Source organism: Caballeronia sordidicola (assembly GCF_000729995.1).
Classification (GTDB): Bacteria; Pseudomonadota; Gammaproteobacteria; order Burkholderiales; family Burkholderiaceae; genus Caballeronia; species Caballeronia sordidicola_A.
Map to the genome: position 1 here is coordinate 140,490 of NZ_JNFG01000007.1, position 25,662 is coordinate 166,151.

Here is a 25,662-nt window from a genome sequence, read left to right on the forward strand (position 1 = left end):
CTCGTTCATTGCGAAATGGTTTCTGCTACGTCACGCGGCACGGCGTCGGACGAGTTGTCGGGAAGCGTCGGGGCGAGATCGAGCGGTGCTTCGGGATTGCCTGAGATCTGGTCGAGCAAGTCACGCCACAACCCGAACCAGCGCTCCACCGTGGACCGCAGGAATAGCGACGATGCGTAGACCCATTCGACTTCGTAGCCGCCATCGATTGGCTCCACGAACAGCGCCATGTCGAATTTCGATCGGGTTGTCTGCGCTCGCAGCAGCTCGATCGCAAGTCCCGGCACGCTTGTGTTCTTGCGCGGCAGGTCGCGCAGTACAAACAACATTTGCAGTAACGGATTCGCATCGCGCCGGCGCGAAACAGCAAGCGCATCGACTATCCGGTCGAATGGCAACGCCCGATGTTCAAGCGCTTCCCAAGCTGAATGCTTCGCGGTGTCGAGCCATGCGTTGAAGCTCGCCGTGTTCAAGCTATTGGCGCTGATGCGCGAACGGACCGGCAACACGTTGATGAAGAACCCGATCAACCCTTCGAACTCGGTGCGCTCGCGCCCTGCTACGTCGGTGCCGATCATAAGATCTGCCTGACCCGTCAGCTTGTGCAGGAACAACTGGAAACTGGCGAGCAGCACCGCGAACGGTGTCATGCCGTTTGCACTCGCGAGTCTCATGACGCGTGCGCCGGTCTCGCGAGACAACGTCAAGCGCACTGTGCCGCCATCGTGGCAAGCGACTGGGGGACGAGGACGGTCAGCAGGCACGGCCAGGAAGTGCGGCGCATTCTCCAGATATTTGCGCCAGAAGTCCTGTTCGATGTTCAATTTCGGCGGTGCCAGTTGTTCACGCTGCCACGCCGCGTAGTCGGCGTACTGAAACGGCAAGGGCGGCAACGCTATCGGCATACCGTCGCGCCTCGCACGATATTGCGCGCACAACTCATCGATAAGGATATGCACAGACGCACCATCCGCCACGATGTGATGCAGCACGAGAATCAGCACGTGATGCGACGCTTCGAACTTCAAGAGCAACGCGCGCATCAGCGGCGGCGCAGCAAGATCGAATGGACGGTTGGCCGCATCGGCCAGATAACGAGCGACGGTGTGCTCGCGCTGCCCATCGGGCAATGCGCCGCAGTCGACGAGCGGCATGGGCACATCAAGATGGTCGGCGATGCTCAGCACAGGATCGCCGTCACGGTCAACGAATGACGAACGCAGCACTTCATGGCGCCCGACCAATGCAGCGAGGCTCGCATGCAGAAGGTTCGCATCGAGTTCACCGCGCAGGTCCAGGCCCGCGGCCATGTTGTACGACGCGAGGCTGCCGCCCGCCAACTGGTCCACCACCCAGATGCGCTGCTGCGTGAGCGATAGTGGCATCTCCCGCTGCCGCTCGACAATACGGATCGTCGGCGTCTCGCTGCCTGCTTCGGCTGCGCTTCCGGACAGTTCATCGATACACACAGCAAGCGCCTGGAGCGTCGGTACGCTGAACGCGGCACGCAGCGGCAACTCGATTGACCACGCGGCCCGCACGCGCGACAACATCCGCATGGCGGCGAGCGAATGACCGCCGAGTGAGAAGAAATTGTCGTCGCGAAGGATGCTGTTTCCGGGGGCTTTTTCAGCCAGTCCCAGCACGTCGGCCCAGATAGCTGCGAGCGTGATTTCAATCGCACCTTGTGGCATACGACTGACGCTCCCGCCAGTTCTTGCCGTCGTGCGCGCCAGTTCGCCCAGCGCCTGCCGGTCGAGCTTGCCGTTACGGTTGAGCGGCAACGCATCGAGCACACGCAAACTTGACGGCACCATGTAGTCCGGCAGGACAGCTGCGAGTTGCTTCTTGAGCGAAGCGGTATCGAGGTTGCATCCCGGCTTCGCCGTTGCAAACCCAGCCAGACGCCCCGCTGCCGAGACGATCACTGCTGCGTCGAGCACGCCATCGAGCGCACGCAGTCGCGCCGCGATCTCGCCCGGCTCCACGCGATAGCCCCGAATCTTGACCTGATCGTCGATACGACCCAGATACTCGATCGCACCGTCGGTCAACCTGCGTGCCCGGTCGCCGCTGCGATACAACCGCCTGCCTGCCGCGAAGGGATCAGGAACGAAGCGCTCCGCCGTCATTCCCGGCCGTCCCAGATAACCCCGCGCGACACCCGCGCCGCCCAGATACAGTTCGCCGATTTCGCCTGCACCGACGGGGTTCATGTGTGTATCGAGCACCCACGTCGACGTATTGGCTAACGGCAAGCCCAGGGGCAACGTGGCTGCGCTTGCATCAGCATGCGCCGCGTCTTGCGTCAGGATGCCGACGGTTGTTTCGGTCGGGCCGTAGTGATTGATCACACGGCACGATGGCTTGAGCGAACGGATCTTTTCGAACAACGGCCACACCGTTGCCTCACCGCCTAACACCAACGTATGAGCGGGTAGGACATCCGCGGCATTCCGCGCCTGCAGCAATGCACTCAGATGTCCCGGAACGATCTTCAGTATATCTATGCTGTTTTCCTTCATATACCGAGCGAAGCGGTCTGCATCCAGCGACGTATCACGGTCAATCAGGTGCAGAGTGCCACCCGACGCGAGCGCACCGAACAACACGGTATGTCCAAGATCGGCAGCCACGGTCGACACCATCGCGAACGTCGAGCGCGGCGGTAATGCGAGACGGTCAAGCACCGCTTCCACGTAGTTGCTCAACGCGGCGTGAGGTATTACTACGCCCTTCGGCGTGCCGCTAGAGCCCGACGTGTAGATCACGTAGGCCGCTTCGCGCGAGTCGACGACAGGTAGCTCGCGGGTTAGTGCGTGCGCGTGTTGTTGGGCGTGGCCGATCGTCGTTTGCTTCTGCGGACCATCAAGCACTAGTCCGGTCTGTTCTTTCTCCCACAGCACAAATCGCGCGCCGCAACCGCGCAAAGTCTGTTCAAGTCTTCGCGGCGGATTCCCCGCATCGAGCGGAACATAGGCGCCCCCGGCTTTCAATACACCCAGCATCGCGACGACAAATGCCGCCGAGCGGTCCGCGACAATCGCAACGGGTTGCCCGGCCCGAAGTCCCTGATCGAGCAACCAGCATGCGATCCGCTGCGCGCGCTGGTCGAGTTCGCGATAGTTCAGACGCGCCTCTCCATCGATCAGCGCCGGCATGTCCGGCTGGGCTTGCGCATGGCTCGCGACGCGCACATGGACCGGCTCGCCGGAGAGGTTTATTTTGCTTCCTTGGCTCGCGACTGCTACGCGCGCCAGCTCTTCAGGATCGAGCAGATCAAGGGCTGCGAGGGTCGAGTCCGCAGCAGGATCATCAGAGAGCAACGCCACGGTGAACGCTTCAACTACCCGTTGATATTGCGCGGCCATTCGCTCGACGCTCGGTGGGTCGAACAGATCGCTCGCGTAGGTCAGGTAAGCACGCATTCCACCTTCCCGCGATTCGCGAAGATCGAGCGCGAGCGGAACCTTCACGTGTGCTTCTTCAATTTCATAACGCGATGCAGTGAGACCGGGCAGACGCTCGAGTGCCGGATAGTCATCGGCGAGATAGTTGAACGTTGTCTCGAAGAGCGGCAGCGCTTGCGCGTCGCGCGTCGGGTTCAAGCGCTCGACCAGCACATCGAACGGCAGTGCCTGATGCGCCTGCCCCTCGATCGCCGCGCGACGAAGCACCGCCAGTAGCCCCGATACGCTCAGCGAAGCCGTGCAGACGCTACGCAGCACGATGGTATTCGTGAAAAATCCAACGACACCGTGCGTTTCAGGCCGCTGGCGATTCGCTACCGGCACGCCGGTGCGGATGTCGGCTTGCCCTGTCACGCGATACAACCACGCGTGATAAGCCGCGAGCAGCACGATGAACGGCGTGGCGCAATGCCGGCTCGCTGCATCGCGGACCTGGCCTGCGAGGATTGCGGGAAGCGTGAACGGGATACGCGCGGCAGCGAGGCTTCCGGTCCCGGCGGCGGGCGAACGATCGAATGGCAAGGCCAACGCAGGTGCTTCGTCGCCCAGTTCGTTGCGCCAATAGTTGAGCTGGCGCTGCGCTTCGCTGCCATTGAGCCAACGGTGCTGCCACGCGGCGTAATCGCTATAACCAACCGGCGGCGCGGCAATCGTGGCCGCCGTTCCCGTGACAGCGGCACAGTAGTGCGCGACAAATTCATCGACGATGATCTGCATCGACCATCCGTCGGTTGCGATGTGATGCAGCGCCAGCAGCAACAAGTGTTCATTGTCGCCGTAACGTACAAGGCCCACCCGCAACACGGGTCCTTGCGCAAGATCGAAGGGCTCGGCGGCGAAGCGTTGCGCGAGCTTGCGAAGCGTTTCTTCGCTGGAGCTTTCATCAAGCAGATCGGCTCGCATCCAGTCGAGGGGTGTTGCCGGATGGATTCGCGGCACATAGACATGCACCGAGCCCGGCGTCTCGACAAAGCTCGTACGCAACGCGGCATGACGTTCGACGAGGATGTCGAAGCTGCGGCGCAACGCGTCGATATCGAGTTGGCCACGCAACCGTATGCCGGCAGCGATGTGATAAGCGCGGCTCTGCGGATCGAACTGCCACGCGAACAGTTGCCTCTGCTGCGCGTGTGATACAACGAGCTCGTCGCCACGTTCCAACTTGATGGTGTCGGCTGACTCGCACTCAGGATTTTCAAGTACATGAGACAGCGCTTGAGCCATGGTCGCGAGTGTCGGGGATTCGAAGACCTGCCCGATCTCGAACGGCCGGCGCCAATGTTGGCTGATGCGTGCCGCTAAGCGCGCGGCCGTCAGCGAGCTTCCGCCTGACGCAAAAAAATGTGCGTCGCGTGTCGCAACCTCCAGGTCGAGCACTTCGCTCCAAATCGCCGCGAGTTCTTTTTCAAGGCCGTCGAGCGGAGCCTGCTGCGGCGTCTCGCTAGAAGCTGCGCCCCATACGAAGTGACCACGCTCCCACAGCGCATACGCATCAAGCGTGCGATCCTGCCAGCCTTGCCGCGTAGCCGCGCGCTGCAACTTCCCGCTCGATGTCTTCGGCAACGCCGCAGGATTCAGCAGTACGACTGCTACAGGAACCTCGCCACACGCGTCGAACACGCAGCGGTTCAACTGCGCCACAATGTCGGCCGCCGTGAAGCGCTTTTTCATCAGCGGCGCGATTTCGAGTGCGATCGCAGGACCTTCGGCGCCATCGATATCGGCGGCAAACGCGATAACCCGGCCTTTGCGCACGAACTCGCAGCGCGCTTCAACAGCCTGCTCGATATCTTGCGGGTACAGGTTCTTGCCGCGCACGATGATCAAATCCTTGCAACGGCCGGCGATATAAAGCTGCCCGTCATGAACGAAACCCAGGTCGCCGGTGCGCAGCCAACGTGTCGCGCCGTCTGCACGAAACGTCGATGCGCTGGCATCGGCACGTTGCCAATAACCGTGCGCTACGCTTGGGCCTCTTACATGGATTTCTCCGATCTGGCCACTGGTGAGCGCTTGCCCATTCTCCGGATCGACGATGTCGATCACGTGGCCCGGTTGCGGCGCGCCGCATGCGACCAGCACGGTGCCCGGCTCACTCTCCGACGTGACGGCCACGCGAGCGGCAGACAAGGCGTCGCTCTCAAACCTGGCCGATACCAAACCCGCGCCGCGCCGGCCACCCGTCACGAAGAGCGTTGCTTCGGCGAGGCCATAACACGGGTATAGCGCGGCGGCGTCGAAGCCGGCGGACGCGAAGCGCGCGACAAACGCATCGAGCGTGTCGCGTCGCACGGGTTCGGAACCCGAGAAAGCGAGCCGCCAACTCGACAGGTCAAGTTCCGCGACCGCGTTGTCGCGCAGGCGTTCGGCACACAATCGATACGCGAAATCAGGTGCACCTGAAATCGTGCCCCGATGCCGCGCGATAGCCTGAAGCCAGCGCAGCGGACGTTCGAGAAAATACTGCGGCGACATCAGTACGAGAGGGATGCCGCTGAAGACCGGCTGCAACAAACTGCCGATCAAACCCATGTCGTGATAGAGCGGCAGCCAGCTCACGAACACGTCGTCGCTCTGCACGCCAAGTCCCGCCTTGATCGCTATTTCGTTCGCGATCAGATTACCGTGGCTGACCATCACGCCTTTCGGCGTTCCCGTGGAACCCGACGTGTATTGCAGGAACGCGATATCGGATGGTTGTACGTCATGCAGCGTGAAGGCGTGGGGCACGGACGATGCACTCGTTGCGCTCAATGTGTCCACCGCTATGATCTCCGCGTCCGGCGCCAGTTCGCCATACTGGTCCGCAAAGCGCTCTTGCAACGCTGAGGTAGTCAGCACGTAACGCACCCCCGCGTCCTGCGCAATCCCCCGCAGCCGCGCCAGATGCTGCTCGCGTTTCGATTCCGGCGGATAGACCGGGACGGCGACGACCCCGGCATACAGGCAGCCGAAAAACGCGCTCACGTAGTCGACGCCGCTGTCCATTAGAAGCAACGCGCGCTCACCCGCCGCCCGTTGCTTACCGAAGTGGGTGGCCACGCACACCGCCCGACGATCGAGCTCGGCATAGTCGTACGACGTTTCACCCGCGGCGTCGATCGTGATCAAGGCGACCGCGCCGGGACGTTCAAGCGCCAGCGTATGCAGGCGCGTCGCCATGCCCGCCTCATCGTGCTCACTCAAGCTCATGACAGTTCCTCCGGCCGACGGTCATGATCGCGGTCGCCTGAAGCGCCGGAGGCCAGCGCGCGAGCGAGGTCATCGAAGAGATCGCCGTGCCGCACGATGTGCGTGTGATCCGCATCGATCACGCTGACCACCGACACCCAGCCCGTCGAATGCGCCGACCACATAGCCGTCGCTTCGCGTGCAGGGCGATAAGGCCGGTGCCGTGCCCACCACAGCTTCAGGTCGACCGGCAACGGCGCGCGCTCCGTGTAGCGGACGATATGACCCAGGTGCCGCTGGAACAACATCACTTTGCTGAGCAGTGCGCGAGTACCGGCATCGGACAATTCGCCCTGCATCGACGGCCATTTTTTGCCTGCATCGTCTAACACTTTCTGCAACTCGTGATCCGTTGCGCGATACGTGCGCATTTGCTCATGGGTCACCGGCGCTGCATCGCTGGTCTCTCGATTGTCTTCGGCCTTCAACACATGTGCATCGATCAAGCCGACGAACGGCACTTCACCGCCGTCGCGCGACAGCACACGCGCCACCTCGGTCGCGATCACGCCGCCCACAGACCAGCCTATCAACCGGTACGGCCCGACCGGTTGCACCGTGCGAATACGCGCGGCGTAATCGGCAGCAAGCTCCGACAAATCACCGGGCCACCAGTCTTCCGTATAAAACGGCGCCTGTACGCCATAGACGTTCGCAACCCCATCGAGGGCTTCAGCAAGCGGCCGGTAGTCCGCGACCAACCCCGAGGCTGGATGAATTGCGAAGACGATCGGTGCGTCCGTGCGCTCGCTCATCGAGACGACATTCGCTGCGGGCTCAACACTCGCATCCCGTGCGCCAAGATACGCAGCGAGCGTGCGAACCGTCGCGTGCTGGAACAACGCTTCAAGGGTCAAGCTCGCCAACCCGGCCTGAGCACCCTTGGCAAGCACCTTGAGCGCGAGCAGCGAATGTCCGCCTGCTTCGAAGAAGTTATCGGTGACGCCGAGGTCATCGCGCTCGAGCACTTCCTGCCAGATGCCAAGCAACTGCGTCTCAAGCGGCGTACGCGGAGCGGTTTGTTTAGCACTCTTGTGATTGCCCGGCTCGGGCAGCGCCGCACGATCGAGCTTGCCGTTCTGCATGAGAGGCAAACGCTCGAGCCACACCAGCGCCGACGGCACCATGTAGCCCGGCAAACGGCTTTCCAGTACACCGCGAACGCCTGCTTCATCGAACTGGTCACGATCCCCCACCACGTAGCCAACGATCCGCTTTGCATCGCCTTCACCGTGAAGCGTAGCAACCGATCCCTGCACACCGGGCGCTTCACGCAGCACCGCTTCTATTTCGCCCAGTTCAATGCGGAAACCGCGCAGCTTCACTTGACTGTCCAACCGCCCCAGAAAGTCGATGCTGCCATCCACGCGCCGCCTGCAAAGATCGCCGCTGCGATACAAACGTGCCCCCGGCATACGCGGGTCAGGCGCGAACCGTTCCGCCGTCAAGCCGGGTCGATCCAGATAACCGCGTGCGAGCGTCAGGCCGCCAATGCACAACTCGCCGAGCGCGCCAACCGGTGCCTCGTTACCGTGCCGGCCCATCACATAGATGCTCCGCGACCCATAAGGCACGCCGATCGAGACGATCGCCTGCGCCGTATCGGCCGCACGCGTCTCGCGATACATGCACGCCACCGTCGTCTCCGTCGGACCGTACAGATTGTCGAGCCTGATACGGGCGAGCGGCCCGTTGCGCCATTGCGCAAGTGCGTCGCCGGGAAGTCCCTCGCCGCCGACGGTGATTTGCCGCAACGAAGCCAGGTCTTCCAATGGCGGCGGTGTGCGCAGCCATTGCTGCCAGTACGCGGTTGGAATCCGTGCGAACGTGACGCGGCCCTCCTTCAAATGGCGGCTGGTCGTCTGGATGTCCCATAGCTTCCCACCACGCATCTCGACCTGACCGCCCTGCATCAGCGCCGGCAGCATTTCGTGCAGCGCCACGTCGAAGTTGATCGTCGACGATTGCAACTGGATGTCAGCTGCATCGATCCCATATGTGCCGATGAAATCGTCCAGATGGCGGCTCAGCGCAACATGACTGATCGCCACGCCTTTGGGCCGTCCCGTCGAACCCGATGTGTAGATCACATAGGCCAGTTGCTCGGGATGAATGGAGACATCGAGCGGATCGCCAGGCGATGTATCGAGCGTGTTTATATCGATGACCTCGCGGCCTTCGAAGAGCGTCCCGCCGGTCGCGAGCGTGTCAGCATCGGCAAGTACGCACGACAGATGCGCGTCATCCATCATGGTGCGCAGACGCTCGGCCGGATACGCTGGATCGAGCGGTACAAATGCCGCGCCCGAGCGAAGCACGCCGACAACCGCCGCGACCAAGCCCACCGAGCGCGTCAGACACAGTCCCACGCGCGTCTCGGAACCCATCCCTCGCACATGCAACGCTCTTGCAATGCGGTTCGACCAACCGTCGAGTTCACCGTAGGACAGGCGCGTGCCTTCGCAATGCACGGCGGGCGCCTGAGGCCTGCGCCGTGCCCGCGCAGCGATGCGTTCGCCAGCCGGCACGAACGCGTAATTGCTGAGCGCAGAGCGCTGGACTTCAGCATCGAGCACGAGTTCAGCCAGATACGCATGGTCCTTCGTCACGATCTGTTCCAGCAGAGAGACGTAGTGGCCCAGCATCCGTTCGACGGTCTGAGCGTCGAACACATCGCGGGCATAGTTCAACGAGATCGTCATGCCGTCATGCCGTTCACGGACCGACAGCACAAGATCAAAACGCGCCGTACCAGTCGATGTTTCGATTGGCGAGGTCCGCAGGCCCGGCAAGCTGAGCCCTTCGCCCTCCGTGCCATGGTCGTAGTTGAACATGACGCTGAAGAGCGGGGTCTGCGTCAGGCTTCGGCCAGGATTGAGCGCATCGACAACGCGGGCGAACGGCACCTCCTGATGCGCCTGCGCTTCGAGCACGCGGTCGCGAACGTGGCGCAGCAGCGTGTCGACGGTATCGAGCCCGGCCATCTCTGTGCGGATCACCAGCGTGTTCACGAAGAAGCCCACCAGCGACTGCGTCTCGAGCCGGTCTCGTCCTGCAACGGGCACGCCCACGCGGATATCGGCTTGCCCGCTATAGCGCGCGAGCAGGACATCGAAGGCCGCCAGCAGCACCATGAACGGCGTCGCCTGATGCCGTCGCGACACGGCTCGCACTGCGTCAATGACAGGCGTTTCGAGCCTGGCGTCTACCCGTGCGCCTGCCTGATTGCGCGAAGCCGGCGGCGACCGGTCGAACGGCAGTTCAAGCACCGTCAGTTCGCCACCAAGGCGCTCACGCCAAAACGCGAGTTCCGTGTCGGCGCGTGCTTGCTGTTGCGCATCGTTTTGCCAGAGCGCGTAGTCGGCGTACTGGACCGGTAACGGTGCAAGCTGATGCGTGCGGCCTTGACGAATCGCCGTATAAAGACGCGAGAACTCGTCGAGGATGATCCGGTTCGACCATGCGTCCGAGATGATGTGATGCGTCACGAAATGAAGCACGTGTTCGCAGTCGCCAAGCCGGATCAGCGTGACGCGAAACAGCGGTCCTTCTTCCAGGGAGAAAGGCGCGCGGGAGATCGCGTGCACGGTGTCGGCCACGCGTTTGGCTCTGCTCTCCTGCGGGACGTCTTCGAGATCGACCACGGACCAACCCGGCTCGACAACATCGACTTGCTGCATCGCCACGCCATCGACTTCAATGAAACGCGTGCGCAGGCTTTCATGACGCGCAACGAGGGTCGAGACCGCTTTGCGCAGGATGTCGCGGTCGAGCGCGCCTTCCAGTTTCACCGCGCCCGCAAGGTTGTATGCGGGACTCTGCGGACTGAGGCACGAGAAAAACCACAACCGTTCCTGTGCCGGCGACAATGGTATGTTTAGCATTCCTGCTGGTCTCGCGGAGATCTCGACGTGGACCGTGGACAACGCATCGCTCTCGATCGCACGCGCCAGATCCGCCAGCACCGGGTAGGCGAACAACTTCTGCACCGGCAACTCAACGCGCAACGCTTCACGCAGCGCGGCTACCGCGCGCAATGCCAACAACGATTGGCCGCCCATCTCGAAGAAGTTATCGTGACGGCCGATACGCTCTACGCGCAGCACGTCCTGCCAGACGCCAGCGAGCACGGCTTCCATATCACCCCTCGGCGCTTCCCAGATTTTCTCGGTCTGAACAGGTAGCGGCAAAGCGTGGCGATCGACCTTGCCATTCGTGTTGAGCGGCAGGCGCTCCAGCACCATGACAAGACCAGGCACCATGTACTCTGGCAACACCATGCTGAGCTTTTCTCTTAGCTGGCCGGCGAGCGCGGCGGCATCCACTGTCTGCCCGGCCAGGCACGAAACATAGGCCACCAGTCGACCCTCGTGCGCCACGACGACCGCCTCGCTTACCTCCGGCTGCGCCAGCAACTGCGCCTCGACTTCGCCCAGTTCGATACGAAAGCCTCGGATCTTCACCTGATGGTCGATACGCCCCAGATACTCAAGGCGACCGTTGCCGCGCCACTTGACGAGATCGCCCGTCCGATACAAGCGCGCGCCGTCACCGTTGAACGGGTCCGCCACGAAGCGCTCCGACGTCAGTCCGCCCTGCCCGATATAACCACGTGCCAGCCCCACACCGCCGAGATACAACTCGCCCGGGACGTTGGGCGGAACGAGCGCCATGCTTGAATCGAGGACGTAAAGCTGCGTTCCCGCAATAGGACTGCCCAGAACCGGCGTGGCATCGACCACGCGCCCGGCCGTCGACCAGATCGTCGTCTCGGTCGGTCCGTACATGTTCCATAGCTCGACGCCCTGTTCGTTCAGGTCGCGTGCCAGATCCGGCTGCAATGCCTCGCCTCCGCACAATCCTTTGAAGCGCACAAGCGGTGCCTGTGGCCAGCCGCCGGCCCGCAGCAACCGCCAGCCGGCAGGGGTCGATTGCAACACCGTCGCCTTCGCGTCATGCACTAGCCGTGCGAGCGCCGTTCCGTCCCGAGCCGTCTCTCGCGTAGCCAGGACAATTCGCGCACCGACGACAAGCGGCAGGTACAACTCGAGCGCGGCAATATCGAATGACAGCGAGGTCACCGCGACCAGCACGTCGTCCGCTGCCAGGCCGGGCTTTGCCTGCATGCTGTGAATGAAGTGGCTGAGCGCGTGGTGATGAACCATCACGCCCTTAGGCTGACCGGTGGAACCGGACGTATAGATGACGTAGGCCAGGTTGTGTAGGCGCACATCCACGTGCGGCTTGTACGACGGTTCATCGTCAAGATTGAGCGTGTCGAGTTCCAGCGTCGGCAGGGTCTGATCGTTCGCGCCGAAGCGCTGTGTCACTGCTCTTTGCGTAAGCAACAACCGCACGCCGCTATGGGCCACCATGTACGTCAGACGATCTGCCGGATACTGCGGGTCAAGCGGCACGTAGGCGCCGCCCGCCTTCAATACGGCCAGCAAGCCGACCATCATCTCGACCGAACGCTCCACGCCGATACCGACCTTTACCTCAGGCCGTACACCCAGCCGCACCAGTTTGTGCGCCAGCCGATTGGCGCGTTCGTCGAGTTCGCGGTAGGTGAGTGTCTGGTTGCCGAACACCAACGCAGTCGCATCCGGGGTCTTCATCGCCTGACGTTCGAACAAATGGTGCACCGGATCAGCATCTGCAAACGTCTGGTCGTTGCGGCCCCATGCGAGGAGTTGCTGCTGTTCGCGATCTCCCAGCAATGGCACTGCGCGCGTGTCTGGCTGATATGCGATTGTCTCCAGCGCGGCTACGTAACTATCGAGCAAGCGGGTAGCTGTCGCCGGGTCGAAGAGATCAGTCGCGTAGTTCAGCGCGATCCTGAGGCCGTCGCCGTTAACCGATACATCGAGCGACAGGTCGAACTGCGCCGATCCCGTGCCGCCCGTCAGCGTACTCACTTCGATACCGAGCAGTTCCACTTGCGAGCGCGGCTCTGCACTGTAGTTGAACATCGCCTGGAACAGCGGCGTGTGGCTGATGCTCCGTTGTGGCTGCAGCAGTTCAACCAGCTTTGCAAACGGCACGCCGGCATGCGCCTGCGCACTAACCGTTCGGTCCCGCACCTCGGCCAGCAGCGCGCTGAACGGTTCCGTACGGCGCGTCGCCATGCGGATAACCAGCGTGTTGACGAAGAAGCCGATGAGACGCTCTGTCTCCAATCGGTCGCGCCCTGCTACCGGGACACCCACACGAACGTCGTCCTGTCCGCTATAACCTTGCAGCAGTGTTCCATAGGCTGCAAGCAAGGTCATGAAACGCGTGGCGCCATGTTCGCGGGAGCGTTGTTCGAGTGCATCGGTCAACTCAGCACCGAGCGATCTGCTAATGACCGCACCCGCACTGCTACGCACCCCGTGACATACCCGGTCGACAGGCAACGCAAGCAGCGGTTGTTCACCGCCGAGTTCGCACTGCCAGTATGCGTAGTGGGCATCGAGTGCGGCTTCGTTCCGTGGGTCGCGCTGCCATAACGCATAGTCCCCGTACTGGATCGGCAACGGCGCCAGATCGGCCGCTTCGTTGCAACTCGCCGCGCGATACAGCTGCGAGAACTCACGCAGCAAGATGACTTGCGACCACGCATCCGATACCACGTGCGGCATCGCGAAATGCAGGACCGTCTCGTCCTGCGCACGGTCCAGCAACGTGACGCGCAGCATTGGCCCATGCTCAAGATCGAAAGGCTCGCGGCCCAATTCAAGCAAGCGCGCATCGAGTTCATGCTGACCGAACACGCTTTCCTCGCGCCAGCCGTAGAGCCCACTGGACCCATCGTGCGCCGCGTTATCGACTACTTGCCACGGCTGGCCATCCTCTTCGACAAAACGCGTTCGCAGGCTTTCATGTCTCTCGAGCAAGCGATCCAAGGCGCTGCGCACCGCTTGCCGGTTGAGCGCACCGCGCAGATTGACGACGCCGGTAATGGTGTAAGCAGCGCTGTCTGGTTCGAGCTTCCATAAGAACCACAACCGCTCCTGCTCGTGCGTCAGCGGAATGCGTGCCTCCTGCTTGCGCGGCGAAATGACGTCTCCCGCACGCGCCTCGCTCAGCGCCAGTTCCGCCACCAAACTTTCAAGCACGGGGTGAAGGAACAGCGTCTGCAGCGAGACATCGCGGCCGAGTTCCTGACGAATGCGCGAGGCCACTCGCATCAACAGCAACGAATGACCGCCGATCTCGAAGAAGTTATCGGTCATGCTCAGACCGTCACGGCCCAGCACCGATTGCCAGATCGCGAGCAATGCCGCTTCCAGCTCCGTGCGCGGCGCCATGCGCTTGCGTGCCACCTCCACGCCCGGTTCAGGCAATGCCGCGCGATCCACCTTGCCGTTCTGCATCAGCGGCAAATGCTCCATCCACACTAACGCCGACGGCACCATATAACCCGGCAGACGACTCTGCAGGATACGACGGACCGTAGCGTCATCGGCGTCGCCGACCACGTAGCCCACGAGTCGCTTCGCATCGCCTTCGCCACGCAGCGCCGCTGCCGCCGCCTGCACGCCGGGCGCTTCGCGGAGCACCGCTTCGATCTCACCCAGCTCGATGCGGTAGCCGCGCAGTTTCACTTGGCTGTCCATCCGCCCGAGGAAGTCGATGCTGCCGTCCACACGCCGGCGGCACAAATCGCCCGTCCGATAAAGCCGGCTACCCGAAGGACCCTCAGGATCGGGAATAAAACGCTCGGCAGTCAGCCCTGCGCGCCCAAGATAACCACGTGCCAGCGTATGCCCACCGATACACAACTCGCCCAGCGCACCGGCCGGCGCCTCGTTGCCGTCGGCATCGCAGACCTGAACCGAGCGCGACGGATAAGGACCGCCAATCGATACGATCGCCTGCTCCTCGTCCTGAGCGCGGGTCTCGCGATACATGCAGGCGATGGTCGTTTCGGTTGGACCGTACAGGTTGTCAAGCCGGATAGACCCAAGGGGACCATTGCGCCATTGCCGCAACGCGTCGCCGGGCAATCCTTCACCGCCCACCGTGATCTGCCGCAATGCTGCCAACGAAGCTGCCGGCGGCGGCTCCCGCAACCATTGCTGCCAGTACGCCGTCGGAATGCGCGCGAACGTCACCTTCTCCTCGATCAGATAACGGCTCGTGGTCTCAGGGTCCCAAAGCTGCGGGCCGCGCATCTCGACCTGACCGCCGCTCAGCAGCGCGGGCAAGAGCTCGTGCAGGGCGACATCGAAGTTGATCGTCGATGATTGCAGCACCTTGTCGACCGCACCAATGCGATACGTGCTGATGAAGTCGTCCAGATGCTGGCTCAGGGTCCCATGGTTGATCGCTACGCCCTTTGGACGGCCCGTAGAACCCGAGGTGTAGATCACATAGGCGAGCTGCTCCGGATGAAGCGGTGCGGCGAACGCGTTGTCTGCTTCGGTGTCGCCTTGCAGCGGCCGGTCATCGGCCACATGAATCGGCTCGCGGCCGCGCAGCAATTCACCCAGACGCTCACGCCCCGTCTGGTCGACCAGCACTCGCACAATGCCGGCATCGTCGAGCATCGCGGCGAGCCGTTCGAGCGGATAAGCCGGATCGAGCGGCACGAATGCGGCGCCCGATTTCAGCACGCCAAGCACACCCGCGGCCAGTGCGGTCGAGCGTTCCACGCACAGGCCAATGCATTCATCGGGACGAACGCCTATCCGGTTCAAGCGGCGCGCAATACGATTGGTCCAGCGCTCGAGTTCGCTATAAGAAAGGCGGTCACCCTCACAATGCAACGCTGGCGCTAGCGGATGTTTCGCCGCCTGTCGGCTAAACCGCGGACCGACCGGTTCGAATGCTGCGCTTGCTACGGGCCGGTCCGTCGCGCCATCCGTGCCATCGCGGCTTAGGGCAATCTGCGCCAGCGGTTGGTCCTCTACTGCGCTCACTTGCCCCAGGATCTGGACGTAGTGCTCAAGCATCTGCTTGACGATAGCTTCGTCGAACAGGTCCGCCACATAGTTGAACGACAACCGCAGCTCATCGTCGCGCTCGACGGCATTCAGCACCAGGTCGAAGCGTGCTGTCGGCACCTCGTTCGCCACTTCCGACACGCGCAGTCCCGCCACGCTGATGTCCGTATGCTGCCCACGTGTGTGATTGAACATCACCCGGAACAACGGCGTCTGCCCGATGCTGCGTTCAGGCTGCAACGCCTCGACAAGCTGGGCGAACGGCAATGCATCGTGACGATGCGCTTCGAGCACGCGCTCATGAAGCTGGCCGAGCAAACTCTTAAACGACGCAACGCCGGCGAGGTCTGCCCGGATCACCAGCGTGTTGACGAAGAAGCCGATTACCCGTTCCGTTTCCAGCCGGTTGCGCCCTGTAACCGGTACGCCGATGCGCAGGTCCTTCTGACCGCTGTAACGTGCGAGCAAGACCGCATAGGTCGACATCAGTAGAGTGAACAGGGTCGTGTGATGATTAGCCGCCGCTCGTTTGAGCGACTGGGCGTGCGCTGCGTCCAGCGTGACACTGACGCGCGCACCGCGAGCGTTGCGCGTGGTTTGCGCGCTCGCACGGCTCTTCACGACCGGCAGTTCGAGCACGGGCTGCGTCCCGCCCAGTTGCTTTACCCAATAAGCAAGGTGCGGGTCGTTCTCTTTGTCGCCCGACCATTCCTTCTGCCACGCGGCGTAGTCGCCGTACTGCACAGGCAACGGCTCGGCTGTCGGCGCCCCTGCTTTGCATAGCTGTTCGTAGGCCGCGACGAACTCATCGAGCAACAGCTTGACCGACGCGTGGTCGGAGATAATGTGATGCATCGACACATGCAGCACGTGCGACCCGCTCGCTTCGTGCAGCAGCGCGACGCGCAAGAGAGGCCCACGCGTGAGGTCGAACGGTTGCAGCGACAGCGCTTGCAAGCGTCCTTCGAGCGGACTCGCACCCGCCGAATCGATATCGGTCCAGCCGTAGCCAGATTCGCCCACGACCTGCCACGCCTGCCCATCGGATTCCACAAAACGCGTGCGCAGTACTTCATGCCGTTGTACGACGTGAGCGAGCGCCGCGCGCAGCTTGTCGATCTGCAGCTCACCTTCAAGCCTCAGCGCGCCCGACAAGTTGTAGCTCACATCATGCGGATCGAGTTGCCACAGGAACCACAACCGCTCCTGCGCGGGCGATAACGGAAAACGCGCTGAACGTCCCCCGAGCGCAACGATGGGCAACTGCTCGCCCGACATACCGCGCTCACGCAGACGCATACGAAACGCCGCGCGTTTTTCCGGCGGCAAACTCGCGTATGTTTGAGCGACGGCATGCAGGCCGCTTGCCGCCGGCTTTGTGTCTTGCGGAGCGGGTGCGGCAACCGCCTCAGGCACGACAGCCGGCGATATGTTCTTGCGAGCCTGCCGCTTCAGGAATGGACAGGCATCCTGCGCGGCGACGTTGTGGTCGTCGAGGAAATACTGCTTCCACTCGAGATTGCCGGCATCGCCGTAGAAGCCGAGGTCAGGATGCGCCGGCGTTTCGTCCCAGGTCTCCAGGCGCTTGCGAACCTGGTTGCGAGCCTCGCGGCCGATAACCTTGTTGGTGATCGTATCGACAAACACGCTGCGTGGCTGGAACAACAGCACCATGCCCGGGCCGAGATTGCGGCTGTGACGCAGCTTGAACGAGGGACACGCGCAGACCACGAACATCTGCACGCCGGCAAACGAAAACTCCCACTCTTCATGCGACGGCTCGGGTTGCTGGTCCGCAGCCGGATCGGGGTCGACATTATGAAGATGCTGGAGCGTCTTCCAGAATAGTTCGTGATACTCATCGTGTGAAAGTGGATCGGCGTCGGGCTCGAAGAACACTGCGATATTGTTCTTTCGATACTGCGGCAGCGAAGCGAGTTCCGCGAATGTCTGCATGGTCGCGGACAGATCGCGGATGTCCTTCCCCTTGCCGCTGACGAACGAGTAGAACATCTCACCGCGCCGTTCCGCCGTCGTACCGAAGAAGCACGGATAGGCCGGATGCATCACCTGCTCGCGCAAGGTCTCGTAGGAGGCCTCCAACCACCCGGGCAGATCAACTTCAGCGCCGATCAAGCGGCCCGCGATGATGCGGCTCTTCCAGTCGCTCGCATCAAACTCGGGCGTTCTGCCGGATGTGCCCATCAAGCCCTGACCATCAATTGATTTCGCCGGCTTGGCGGGATTTTGCTGCGTCGTTTCTTCGTTTGTCAGCATCTTCATTCCTGTCGTTCATCGCCCAATTTCGCACCCGGCTTCGCCCTGACGTTCTTGTGCCGCGCGCAGCGCGACACAATCGGCGGGCGAGCCGATACCGGCCCTGTCATGGGCGCTTGCCATATCCGTGTCTTTTGTGGGGAGAACCGGCGCCTTCGAGAGAGGCGCCTGGACAGCGAAGCGCGTTGCACTCCGCTTGATGCTGATCAGCGCGGCTAGTGTGCCGCCGGCGTCTTCGCGTCCAGCTCGGCGACCAGTGCCTGCACCCAGTCATCAGGAATGATCGGCTGGTGGTACGTGCACTCACCTGACACCACCGTCGAGCCATGCAGGCGGCCGTCGGGAATCAGGACCATGTCGCCTTCATGCATCTTGAGTTGCATGCCGACGTTGCCCCAGAACAGCATGTCGCCTTCCTGAATGGTGACCAGCCGATGGTCGTTATGGACATGCGTCGTCGAACACATTTCATGCGGCTCGATGAACGTCTCGCGGTCAATGTCAGGGCACTCGGCATCAATCCGCTTGCTGATGCGGCGCGCGAACTCGCAGTATTGAGGGATCGCACCAAGCCATTGCAATTGCTCGCCCAGATCCCAACGGCCGCGCTCAGCCAACCGTTCGCCCGCTGCTGCGCCCGACACGCATTGCTCGAACGCGGCACGCCCAAAGCGGTCTGCCGCGGTTTGCAGCGCGGTTGCGAAACGGCCGACCAATGCGGCCTTGCGCGCTTCGGCTTCGCCGGGTCCCCGGCCCGCGGGCTGCAGCCAGGCGCATGCACGCTCGAGTGCAAGACCGAAAGCCAGCCACTCCGCTTCGGCCGCAAACACCGCGCCGGTCAGCGCGAATGCGCGATCCGGACGCCGGGCGAGCGCATACAGAAGATTGGTTTTGGCCATGCTCGTCGGCAAATAGAACTGCCAGTACGCGTGCTGCTGGCGTGTCACGCCGCAAGTCGCAGCTACGCGCTGCAACAAGGTGTCGTCGGGAAGGTCACCTTCGAGTGTGGGCCACGCGTGCTGTGGCAATACATCGAAATAACCGTTCGCTGCCGCTCGCGCCACCGCACGTCGCTTCGACGGCGCGAGCGCCCAGCGCTGGACCATGATGAAGCGCAGCCCTTCTTCCAGATAGTCGTTGCGCATCAGGCGCGCAAACGTTGTATCCCAGAAGGTGCTTTCGTCGTCGATGATGCGTGCAAGCCGGGCACTCGCAGCCGCAACGCTTTCCCGTGCCGTTGACGCACTGCCCAAGTAAGAGAACGCATACGCTTCGAGGAACGGGGCCAGTTGTGCACCCAGCGTCCTGACGTCGTCACGATAAAACTCAGTGAAGCGTTGCCAGTCCGCGGCTTCGCCGCTGTGCGGCATGCGTGCGACGTCCAGCTCGTAGATCGATAGCAGCGTGCGGTTCGACGCCAGCGACGGAAGCCGGCTGACATTGTCGGCGCGCACCGGCTTCATGAACTTGAGGAATCCGAAATCTTCCGGGCGCAACGGCCGGCGATGATAGTCGTCATCGAGCAGTAATTCATCGACGGTGGCGCTGCGAAACGGATGCGCGGCCGCGAACTGCCTGATCAGCGCCACGAACTCTTCGCTTCGTCCGGCAAAGGGTTCGAAGTCGAACAGCGCAGGATAAGAAAACGTCATGAATGAAAACTCCTTGGACCGGCCGCGCCGGCGGAATCAGTAGATGCAGTGCGAGAAACTGCGCTTGAGGCGCGCAAGTGTGCGACGCTCGCCTGACGAAGCGGAATCGCGGAGGCTGCATGCGGTAGCGTTGCCGCCAGCGATGCCACGATTGCGTCGATCAACTCGGCCCGCGCTGTATCGATGAAAAAATGGCCACCGTCGAACACGCGTTGAGTGAAACGCCCCGAGGTCTCGTGTGCCCATGCCGTCAGGTTTTCCGGTTGTTCGGATAACGTATCGTCTCGGCCGACGAGCGTGGTCAATGGGCAAGTGAGTGGTGCACGCAACGCGTTGCTGGTACGAACGTACGTCGCGCACAGATGAAAGTCAGCGCGAAGCACGGGCAGCGCGAGATCGAGGAATCCGGAATCGCCAAGCAGTTCTTCGGGCGTTGCGCCGAGACGCCGCAGTTCATCGATCATTGCTTCGTCGGTGCAATCCAGCCAGGTTGCGTCGAGCGTCCGGCAGGCCGGCGCCGCGCACGCCGCGGCACCGAACCACACTGGCACGAGGCCATTTGCGCGGTACAACCAGTGCGCCAGTTCGAGACCGGCCAGCGCGCCCATGCTATAGCCGAAGATCGCGAAAGGTCCGTCGATCGCCCGCAAGGCTTCGCGTCCCAGTGCGCCCGCCACATCAGGCCAGCAATGCAGCGCAGGCTGCGCGCGTTTCGCACCGTGGCCCGGAAGGTCGAGGGCGCGAACGCGAATCCACGATGGCAGCAATGCACCCCATTCCCGATACACCGCCGCACTTGCTCCGGCGAACGGCAGACAGATCAGCGTGACGTTCATCCGCGACCTGTCTCAGGCCGCTTTGGCGCCGGCATCGGCCGCCATCGCCTGACGCAGGCTGAGCGGACGCATGTCGGTCCACACCGCGTCGATGTACGCAAGGCAGTCGTCCTTCTTGCCGGTCTTGCCCACAGCAGTCCATCCTGCGGGCAGCGCCTTGTAGTCCGGCCAAATTGAGTACTGCTCCTCGTGGTTCATCACAACGTTGTAGGTCGTGTTTTCGTCGCCCCAGCTCATGAAATCTCCTTAACGCGAATGAGAATTACTATTATTACAGTTTAAATCATCTGATGTAAAGATCGTTTGTCACCGTGTTTGTCAGCCGGTTTGTCAGCCGGTTTGTCACCCTGTCTGGCAGCGTTGCGGCAGCAGGCTCAGAGTCCGAGTGCCGGCGCGCCGGGTAACCGTTCAGCTCATCCAGGCATGCGCCCCGGTGGGGCCCGCGCCTTGGCCTTGGTTCCATCGAATGATTTCAGCCCTTCCCTAATCCCCGCGCCGGCCGCTTTCAACAGCGCCTCTTTCGCAGTCGAGCAGCGATAAAACTCACGCACGGTCCCGATCCGCCGCGCCTCTTCAGGCGCACAAACCAGGTCGAACAACACGCGCCAAAAGTGACGCCACACCTCCGCCGAATCGGCGTCCAGGCTCAGAGTTCCACACGCCATAACTCAACGTCAGCGGATCGGCACGCAGCTGTCGGAATGGGACCGGTGCGGGGGTCATCGACGCGGAATCTCAAAAATTGTTAACAGGACCGAAGCATAGGCATCTGCCATGACAAAATCAAGTTATTGAGAATCATTTGCAATACGGAGAGTTTTTCGCGATCATGGATGCCTTGAGAAAGCCCGGACCCTCCTATGGAAACGATGACCCCCGGCGTCAGTGCCGACGCCCTGAACGTGCTGATGACACGCCAGTCGCACTGGCCGCTAGCCGAACCCGCGCCCGATGATTCCCAGCTTCAGCAGATTTTCGATGCCGCCCTGCGCGCCCCCGATCACGGCGCGTTGCGGCCGTGGCGCTTTGTACTGATTCGCGGCGACGCGCGGCTGAAACTCGGCGAGTTGCTCGTCGATCTCGCTTGCGCTCGAGCTCCGGGAGAGCCTCGTTCGGCGCATGAACATCGTGGCCGCCGTGCGTTGGCGGCGCCCGTTGTGATCGCGCTCGTGGTGTCGCTGACACGCGAGACGAAGGTGCCTGAAGTCGAGCAGTTGCTGTCCGTTGGGGCCGCGGCCATGAACATGCTCAACGCTATTCATGCGCTCGGTTTTGGCGGCTTCTGGGCGACCGGACCGGATAGTTATGAGCAGCAAATGCATCGCGCGCTCGGGCTGACCGCGCGTGATCGTTTGCTTGGATTTCTGTTTGTCGGCACGCCAGCCGATGGTGTGCGCGCGGTGGAGCGTCCCTCCAGCGACCGCTACGTGACGGAATGGCTCGAAGCCTGCGCCTGAGTGGCGGCAGACAGAAGTGGTGCGAAAGGAACGGCGATATCAACGCCATTTTGGTTCGTGATCCTATCCCTCATCGGCTTGAGAGGAACGCCTGGCGGTTCCGGTTCGCCGGGCCGCTCCGGCGTTGTCGCGTGCGGACTGTCGGCACGTACCCTCTCGCTCTGAAACGGTATTTACCATGCCCACCGGTTTATTGACTGAGCGCTCATTGACGCAGACATCGCAGCGCGATTTTATCGATGACCTCGATGCGCCGATCCAACTGCCCGTCTACGAAACGCAGCCGCAGTTCCTGCCGCTTCGCATGAACGAAACGCTTTCGCTCAGTCCACGCTCGCCGGCCCCCGGTGAGATCTTTGTGTTCCGGTTTCGCAGTCAATGGCAACGCGTGAGTGCGCAGGATTCGGCGCAGTGGCTGACCCAGGACGAGACCCGGCGCGCGGCTTTGCTTCCCAGTCCCGCGCTGCGATATAGGTATATATCGAGCCGCGCGGTGTTGCGGCTGGCTGTTGCCCGGATGCTTGGATGCCAGCCCGGTGCGGTTGAATTGCGTGATGACTCCAAGGGTCGGATGTTCGTGCAAGACGCCAGGGGGGACGTCGTTTTATGCGCCGATATAGCCTATGCGGGTGTCTGGATCATGGTTGGCATCAGTGCTAGTTGTTTGGGCTTGGGGACGTCGTTGCCTTCGTACAAGGTGGCATCCGATGACGTTGCGCCGATGCCGAGTCGCGTATCGGGCCAGGTTTTAGCGACGTCGGAGGGTTTGCTTTTTAGCAAGCAGCAAGCGCGTGATAATAGTTTGCTTAGCGCCGCTGGGCATCGTACGGGTATCGATCATTTAAACGTCGCGATTGGCGGATCCGGTTCGGCTTTGGCTCGAGTTTCTGAGGCGGAGCCTTGGTGTGTCTTTGATTTGCCTATGCCAGGGAAACTCTGCGCGTCGGTATGCAGTTCTATACCGCTAAGCACTATCTTTGCTTTTGGGTGGAGTAAGCGGAATGATGGGTGATTTTCGCTCGCGCTAGGGGTCGGGGTTTGGCGGTTTTGGGGTCGGTGGTCGGAGTCGATGCCGGGTTGCTGCTTTTGGCGTTAATGATCTACTTAGGTTTGCTAATCTCTTTATCGCTGTTAGCCACTGCGCGTGGCAGCGCGTCATTTCTTTGTCCAAAGCGACAAAGAAACGAAGCAAAGAAAGCGCTTTCAAAACGAGGGCTCGTAAGTTGACCTAGCGTGCGGTTTCCACGTTTTTGGCACCCCAAAAGCACGGTGCTCGCCAGAACCACCGATGTGTGAAACCCTCCTTCTCCGAACACGGATACCCACACGCTTCGCCACCAGTGACTGAACCTGCCAAAGGTTCATTCCGCGCTATCCGCGGACAACCTCCCTTCAAATATATACGCACGTCGAACCGCGTCGCCAACCCTCCGAGAGACCAAGCCGTAAGGAGGCATTAAGCGCAAACACACATTTCAAGCTCGATCAAAGCTCAGCCGACCATGATCGCAACCCCGACCAAGCCCGGGAACGTTTTGTGCGCCTTGGTTGCTACGCTTGCAGGTCGAGCATGGTTGGTCGGCTATCCACGCAATACCAACAATATATGCCTCAGCGGCATTTCAAATGCATTGGTCAGACCGATCGAGTTGCGACCGCCGGCAATTGAAGTGAATGAGCAGAATGAAAGCGTTTGTCGGGTTGTGGTTACGCGAAGCAAATCAGCGCTCGACGCACGTTTAGCACGCGAATAACGCAAGCTCTCTAAAGGGAACCGTCATGGACAAGAATCGGGTTGAAGGCGCAGCCAAGCAAGTGACCGGCTCCATAAAGGAAGCATTCGGCAAAGTCACCCGCAACAGGACAACACAAGCTGAAGGCGCCGCCGAAAGAGTCGCGGGCAAAGTTCAGTCAAAGGTCGGTAAAGCAGCCGACGCCGTGCGCGACATATTCAGGAAGTAACTAGAAAATTCGCAAGCTGAAAGTCGACCGGGCAAGGTCGGCTTTTTTTGCTTGGCGTTTAGCCGGCGAACCTCGTCGCAAGGAAGTGCTTCGGATTTCTCGCTCTGACGGATGTCGGAAGGGGATGATACAACTGACCCGTCGAGTCCCTAAGCAACGCCCGCGGCAGCATCCACTACATGCCGCGAGGCCAACCGCCCGGCGAAGCCCATCGCGTCGTAGATCAACACGGCAAGCAACCCAACAATAACGCCGCCCTGCAGAATGAAGGCCGTATTCGATGTCTGCAGCCCGGCAATGATGACATCGCCCAACCCCTTCGCCGCCACAGTCGAACCAATCGTCGCCGTGCCCAAGTTGATCACCACGGACAACCGCAGGCCCGCAAGAATCACCGGCAACGCGAGCGGCAGTTCGACAGTGAACAACTGCCGCGTCGCACTCATGCCCATTCCTCGCGCCGCATCGATAGTCGTCGAAGGAATCTCCTTCAGGCCCGTAATGGTGCTCTCGAAGATCGGCAGGAGACCGTAAAGAATCAATGCGACCAGCGTCGGCTTCACACCAAACCCGACCACCGGCACCGCAAGCGCCAGCACGACGACCGGCGGAAACGTCTGCCCAATATTCACCACGCTACGCGCGAGCGGCAGGAATTCCGCACCCGCCTCGCGCGTAACGAAGATCCCCGCAAGCAATGCAATCACCGCACCCACCAGACTGGCGCCCGCCACAATCGCAAGATGTGCAAGCGTGAGGTCCAGCAGGCTCGCCCGGTCGTAGAGAGCCGGTGCGCCGTTTTCAGCCAACGGTGCAAGGAGCGGCTGGAACACGTGCGGCTTGAACAGCAGCAGGAGCAGCACGGCAAGCGCGAACGTACGCGCTATCCAGGCAGCTGATTTCATGTGGACCTCTCGGCGCGCGCCAGGATCGATGCAAGCGAAATGCGGCTGTGCACTCCACCGTCCGCCGATGCAACCGGCAAGCTCTGCGCACCACGCCAAAGCAACTCGGACAAGGCATCGCGAAGGCTCTGCGTGCCGGCAATGGGACTGCCCTCGGCGGCGCCGGTTTCAGCGATCTCACTAACAGGAATCAACGACAGCAACCGGAACGGCCGGTCGACGCCCGCCACCAATCGCTCGACAAAACCCGGCGCGGGCCGCTGCAAGATCTCCGCGGGCGTAGCCGCCTGAAGAACGCGGCCACCGTCCATCACCACAATGCGATCGCCCAGATGCAACGCCTCTTCCATGTCGTGCGTAACGATCACAACCGTGATCCCCAGGCGCCGCTGAAGCGCAAGCAAGTCCTCCTGCGCCTTGGCACGAATGATCGGATCGAGTGCGCCGAACGGCTCGTCCATCAGCAAGATTGCAGGCTCCGCCGCCAGCGCCCGCGCCACGCCCACACGCTGCTGCTGACCACCGGAAAGCTGATGAGGAAACTTGTCGAGGTAGGCATCGGCGTCAAGGTTGAAGAGCGCCAGCAACTCGCGCACACGCTGGTCGATCCTGGCCGCACTCCACCCCAGCAAGCGCGGAACCGTCGCGATGTTTCGCGCCACCGTCCAATGCGGAAACAAACCGTTGCCCTGGATCACATAACCAATCCCGCGCCGCAAAACCTCGGCCGGCAAGGTGTCGGTGTCGCGTCCGTCGATACGGATCGTGCCGCTCGTGGGCGCGATCAGGCGGTTGATCATGCGCAGGAGCGTGGACTTGCCGCTGCCCGACGTGCCGACAAACGCGGTGATGGTGCCGCGTTCGATAGTGAGCGAGACGTCATCGACTGCAACGATATCGCCGAAACGCCGGCTGAGCTTTTCGATTTCGATCATACGTGTC

9 protein-coding genes are annotated in these 25,662 nt (G+C 61.9%); 2 read left to right on the forward strand and 7 right to left on the reverse strand.

The annotated features are described in order from the left end of the window. Positions 1-5 precede the first annotated feature (5 nt). From FH08_RS0107685 to FH08_RS0107710, 5 genes are all read right to left on the reverse strand, one after another. On the reverse strand, positions 6-6,662 hold the full coding sequence (locus FH08_RS0107685; RefSeq protein ID WP_051887899.1) for a non-ribosomal peptide synthetase: 6,657 nt from the start codon (positions 6,660-6,662) through the stop codon (positions 6-8). After that, the gene (locus FH08_RS0107690; protein ID WP_160172436.1) at positions 6,659-17,908 is read right to left on the reverse strand and encodes a non-ribosomal peptide synthetase; all 11,250 of its coding nucleotides are present in this window, start codon (positions 17,906-17,908) and stop codon (positions 6,659-6,661) included. The genes FH08_RS0107685 and FH08_RS0107690 overlap by 4 nt, the downstream gene beginning before the upstream one ends. 215 nt (positions 17,909-18,123) lie before the next feature. Continuing rightward, positions 18,124-19,560 (reverse strand): peptide synthetase, encoded by a 1,437-nt coding sequence (locus tag FH08_RS0107700; protein ID WP_031357772.1) that lies wholly within the window; start codon positions 19,558-19,560, stop codon positions 18,124-18,126. Beyond that, positions 19,557-20,396, reverse strand: coding sequence for a thioesterase II family protein (locus tag FH08_RS0107705; protein WP_051887904.1), 840 nt, complete (start codon positions 20,394-20,396; stop codon positions 19,557-19,559). The genes FH08_RS0107700 and FH08_RS0107705 overlap by 4 nt, the downstream gene beginning before the upstream one ends. 12 nt (positions 20,397-20,408) lie before the next feature. Beyond that, the gene (locus FH08_RS0107710) at positions 20,409-20,633 is read right to left on the reverse strand and encodes an MbtH family protein (protein WP_031357774.1); all 225 of its coding nucleotides are present in this window, start codon (positions 20,631-20,633) and stop codon (positions 20,409-20,411) included. A 623-nt stretch (positions 20,634-21,256) separates the two neighbouring features. On the opposite strand from FH08_RS0107710, the gene FH08_RS0107720 reads away from it, so the two are divergent. Both FH08_RS0107720 and FH08_RS0107730 read left to right on the forward strand, forming a co-directional pair. Next, positions 21,257-21,853, forward strand: coding sequence for a nitroreductase family protein (locus FH08_RS0107720; protein ID WP_152602748.1), 597 nt, complete (start codon positions 21,257-21,259; stop codon positions 21,851-21,853). 1,779 nt (positions 21,854-23,632) lie between these two features. Then, the gene (locus FH08_RS0107730) at positions 23,633-23,815 is read left to right on the forward strand and encodes a CsbD family protein (RefSeq protein WP_031357778.1); all 183 of its coding nucleotides are present in this window, start codon (positions 23,633-23,635) and stop codon (positions 23,813-23,815) included. Positions 23,816-23,964: 149 nt separating this feature from the next. On the opposite strand, the gene FH08_RS0107735 is transcribed toward FH08_RS0107730, so the two are convergent. Both FH08_RS0107735 and FH08_RS0107740 read right to left on the reverse strand, forming a co-directional pair. After that, a complete protein-coding gene (locus FH08_RS0107735) occupies positions 23,965-24,720 on the reverse strand; it encodes an ABC transporter permease (RefSeq protein WP_081889388.1) in 756 nt (251 codons plus the stop codon). Continuing rightward, positions 24,717-25,655, reverse strand: coding sequence for an ABC transporter ATP-binding protein (locus FH08_RS0107740; protein ID WP_031357780.1), 939 nt, complete (start codon positions 25,653-25,655; stop codon positions 24,717-24,719). The genes FH08_RS0107735 and FH08_RS0107740 overlap by 4 nt, the downstream gene beginning before the upstream one ends. Between the last annotated feature and the right edge of the window lie 7 nt (positions 25,656-25,662).

Excerpts from the sequence above, each read along its gene's own strand:
- FH08_RS0107705 (WP_051887904.1), bottom strand. The coding sequence starts at position 20,396 with ATGAACGTCACGCTGATCTGTCTGCCGTTCGCCGGAGCAAGTGCGGCG.
- FH08_RS0107685 (WP_051887899.1), bottom strand. The coding sequence starts at position 6,662 with ATGAGCTTGAGTGAGCACGATGAGGCGGGCATGGCGACGCGCCTGCAT.
- FH08_RS0107710 (WP_031357774.1), bottom strand. The coding sequence starts at position 20,633 with ATGAGCTGGGGCGACGAAAACACGACCTACAACGTTGTGATGAACCAC.
- FH08_RS0107690 (WP_160172436.1), bottom strand. The coding sequence starts at position 17,908 with ATGCTGACAAACGAAGAAACGACGCAGCAAAATCCCGCCAAGCCGGCG.
- FH08_RS0107720 (WP_152602748.1), top strand. The coding sequence starts at position 21,257 with ATGGAAACGATGACCCCCGGCGTCAGTGCCGACGCCCTGAACGTGCTG.
- FH08_RS0107700 (WP_031357772.1), bottom strand. The coding sequence starts at position 19,560 with ATGACGTTTTCTTATCCTGCGCTGTTCGACTTCGAACCCTTTGCCGGA.
- FH08_RS0107735 (WP_081889388.1), bottom strand. The coding sequence starts at position 24,720 with ATGAAATCAGCTGCCTGGATAGCGCGTACGTTCGCGCTTGCCGTGCTG.
- FH08_RS0107730 (WP_031357778.1), top strand. The coding sequence starts at position 23,633 with ATGGACAAGAATCGGGTTGAAGGCGCAGCCAAGCAAGTGACCGGCTCC.
- FH08_RS0107740 (WP_031357780.1), bottom strand. The coding sequence starts at position 25,655 with ATGATCGAAATCGAAAAGCTCAGCCGGCGTTTCGGCGATATCGTTGCA.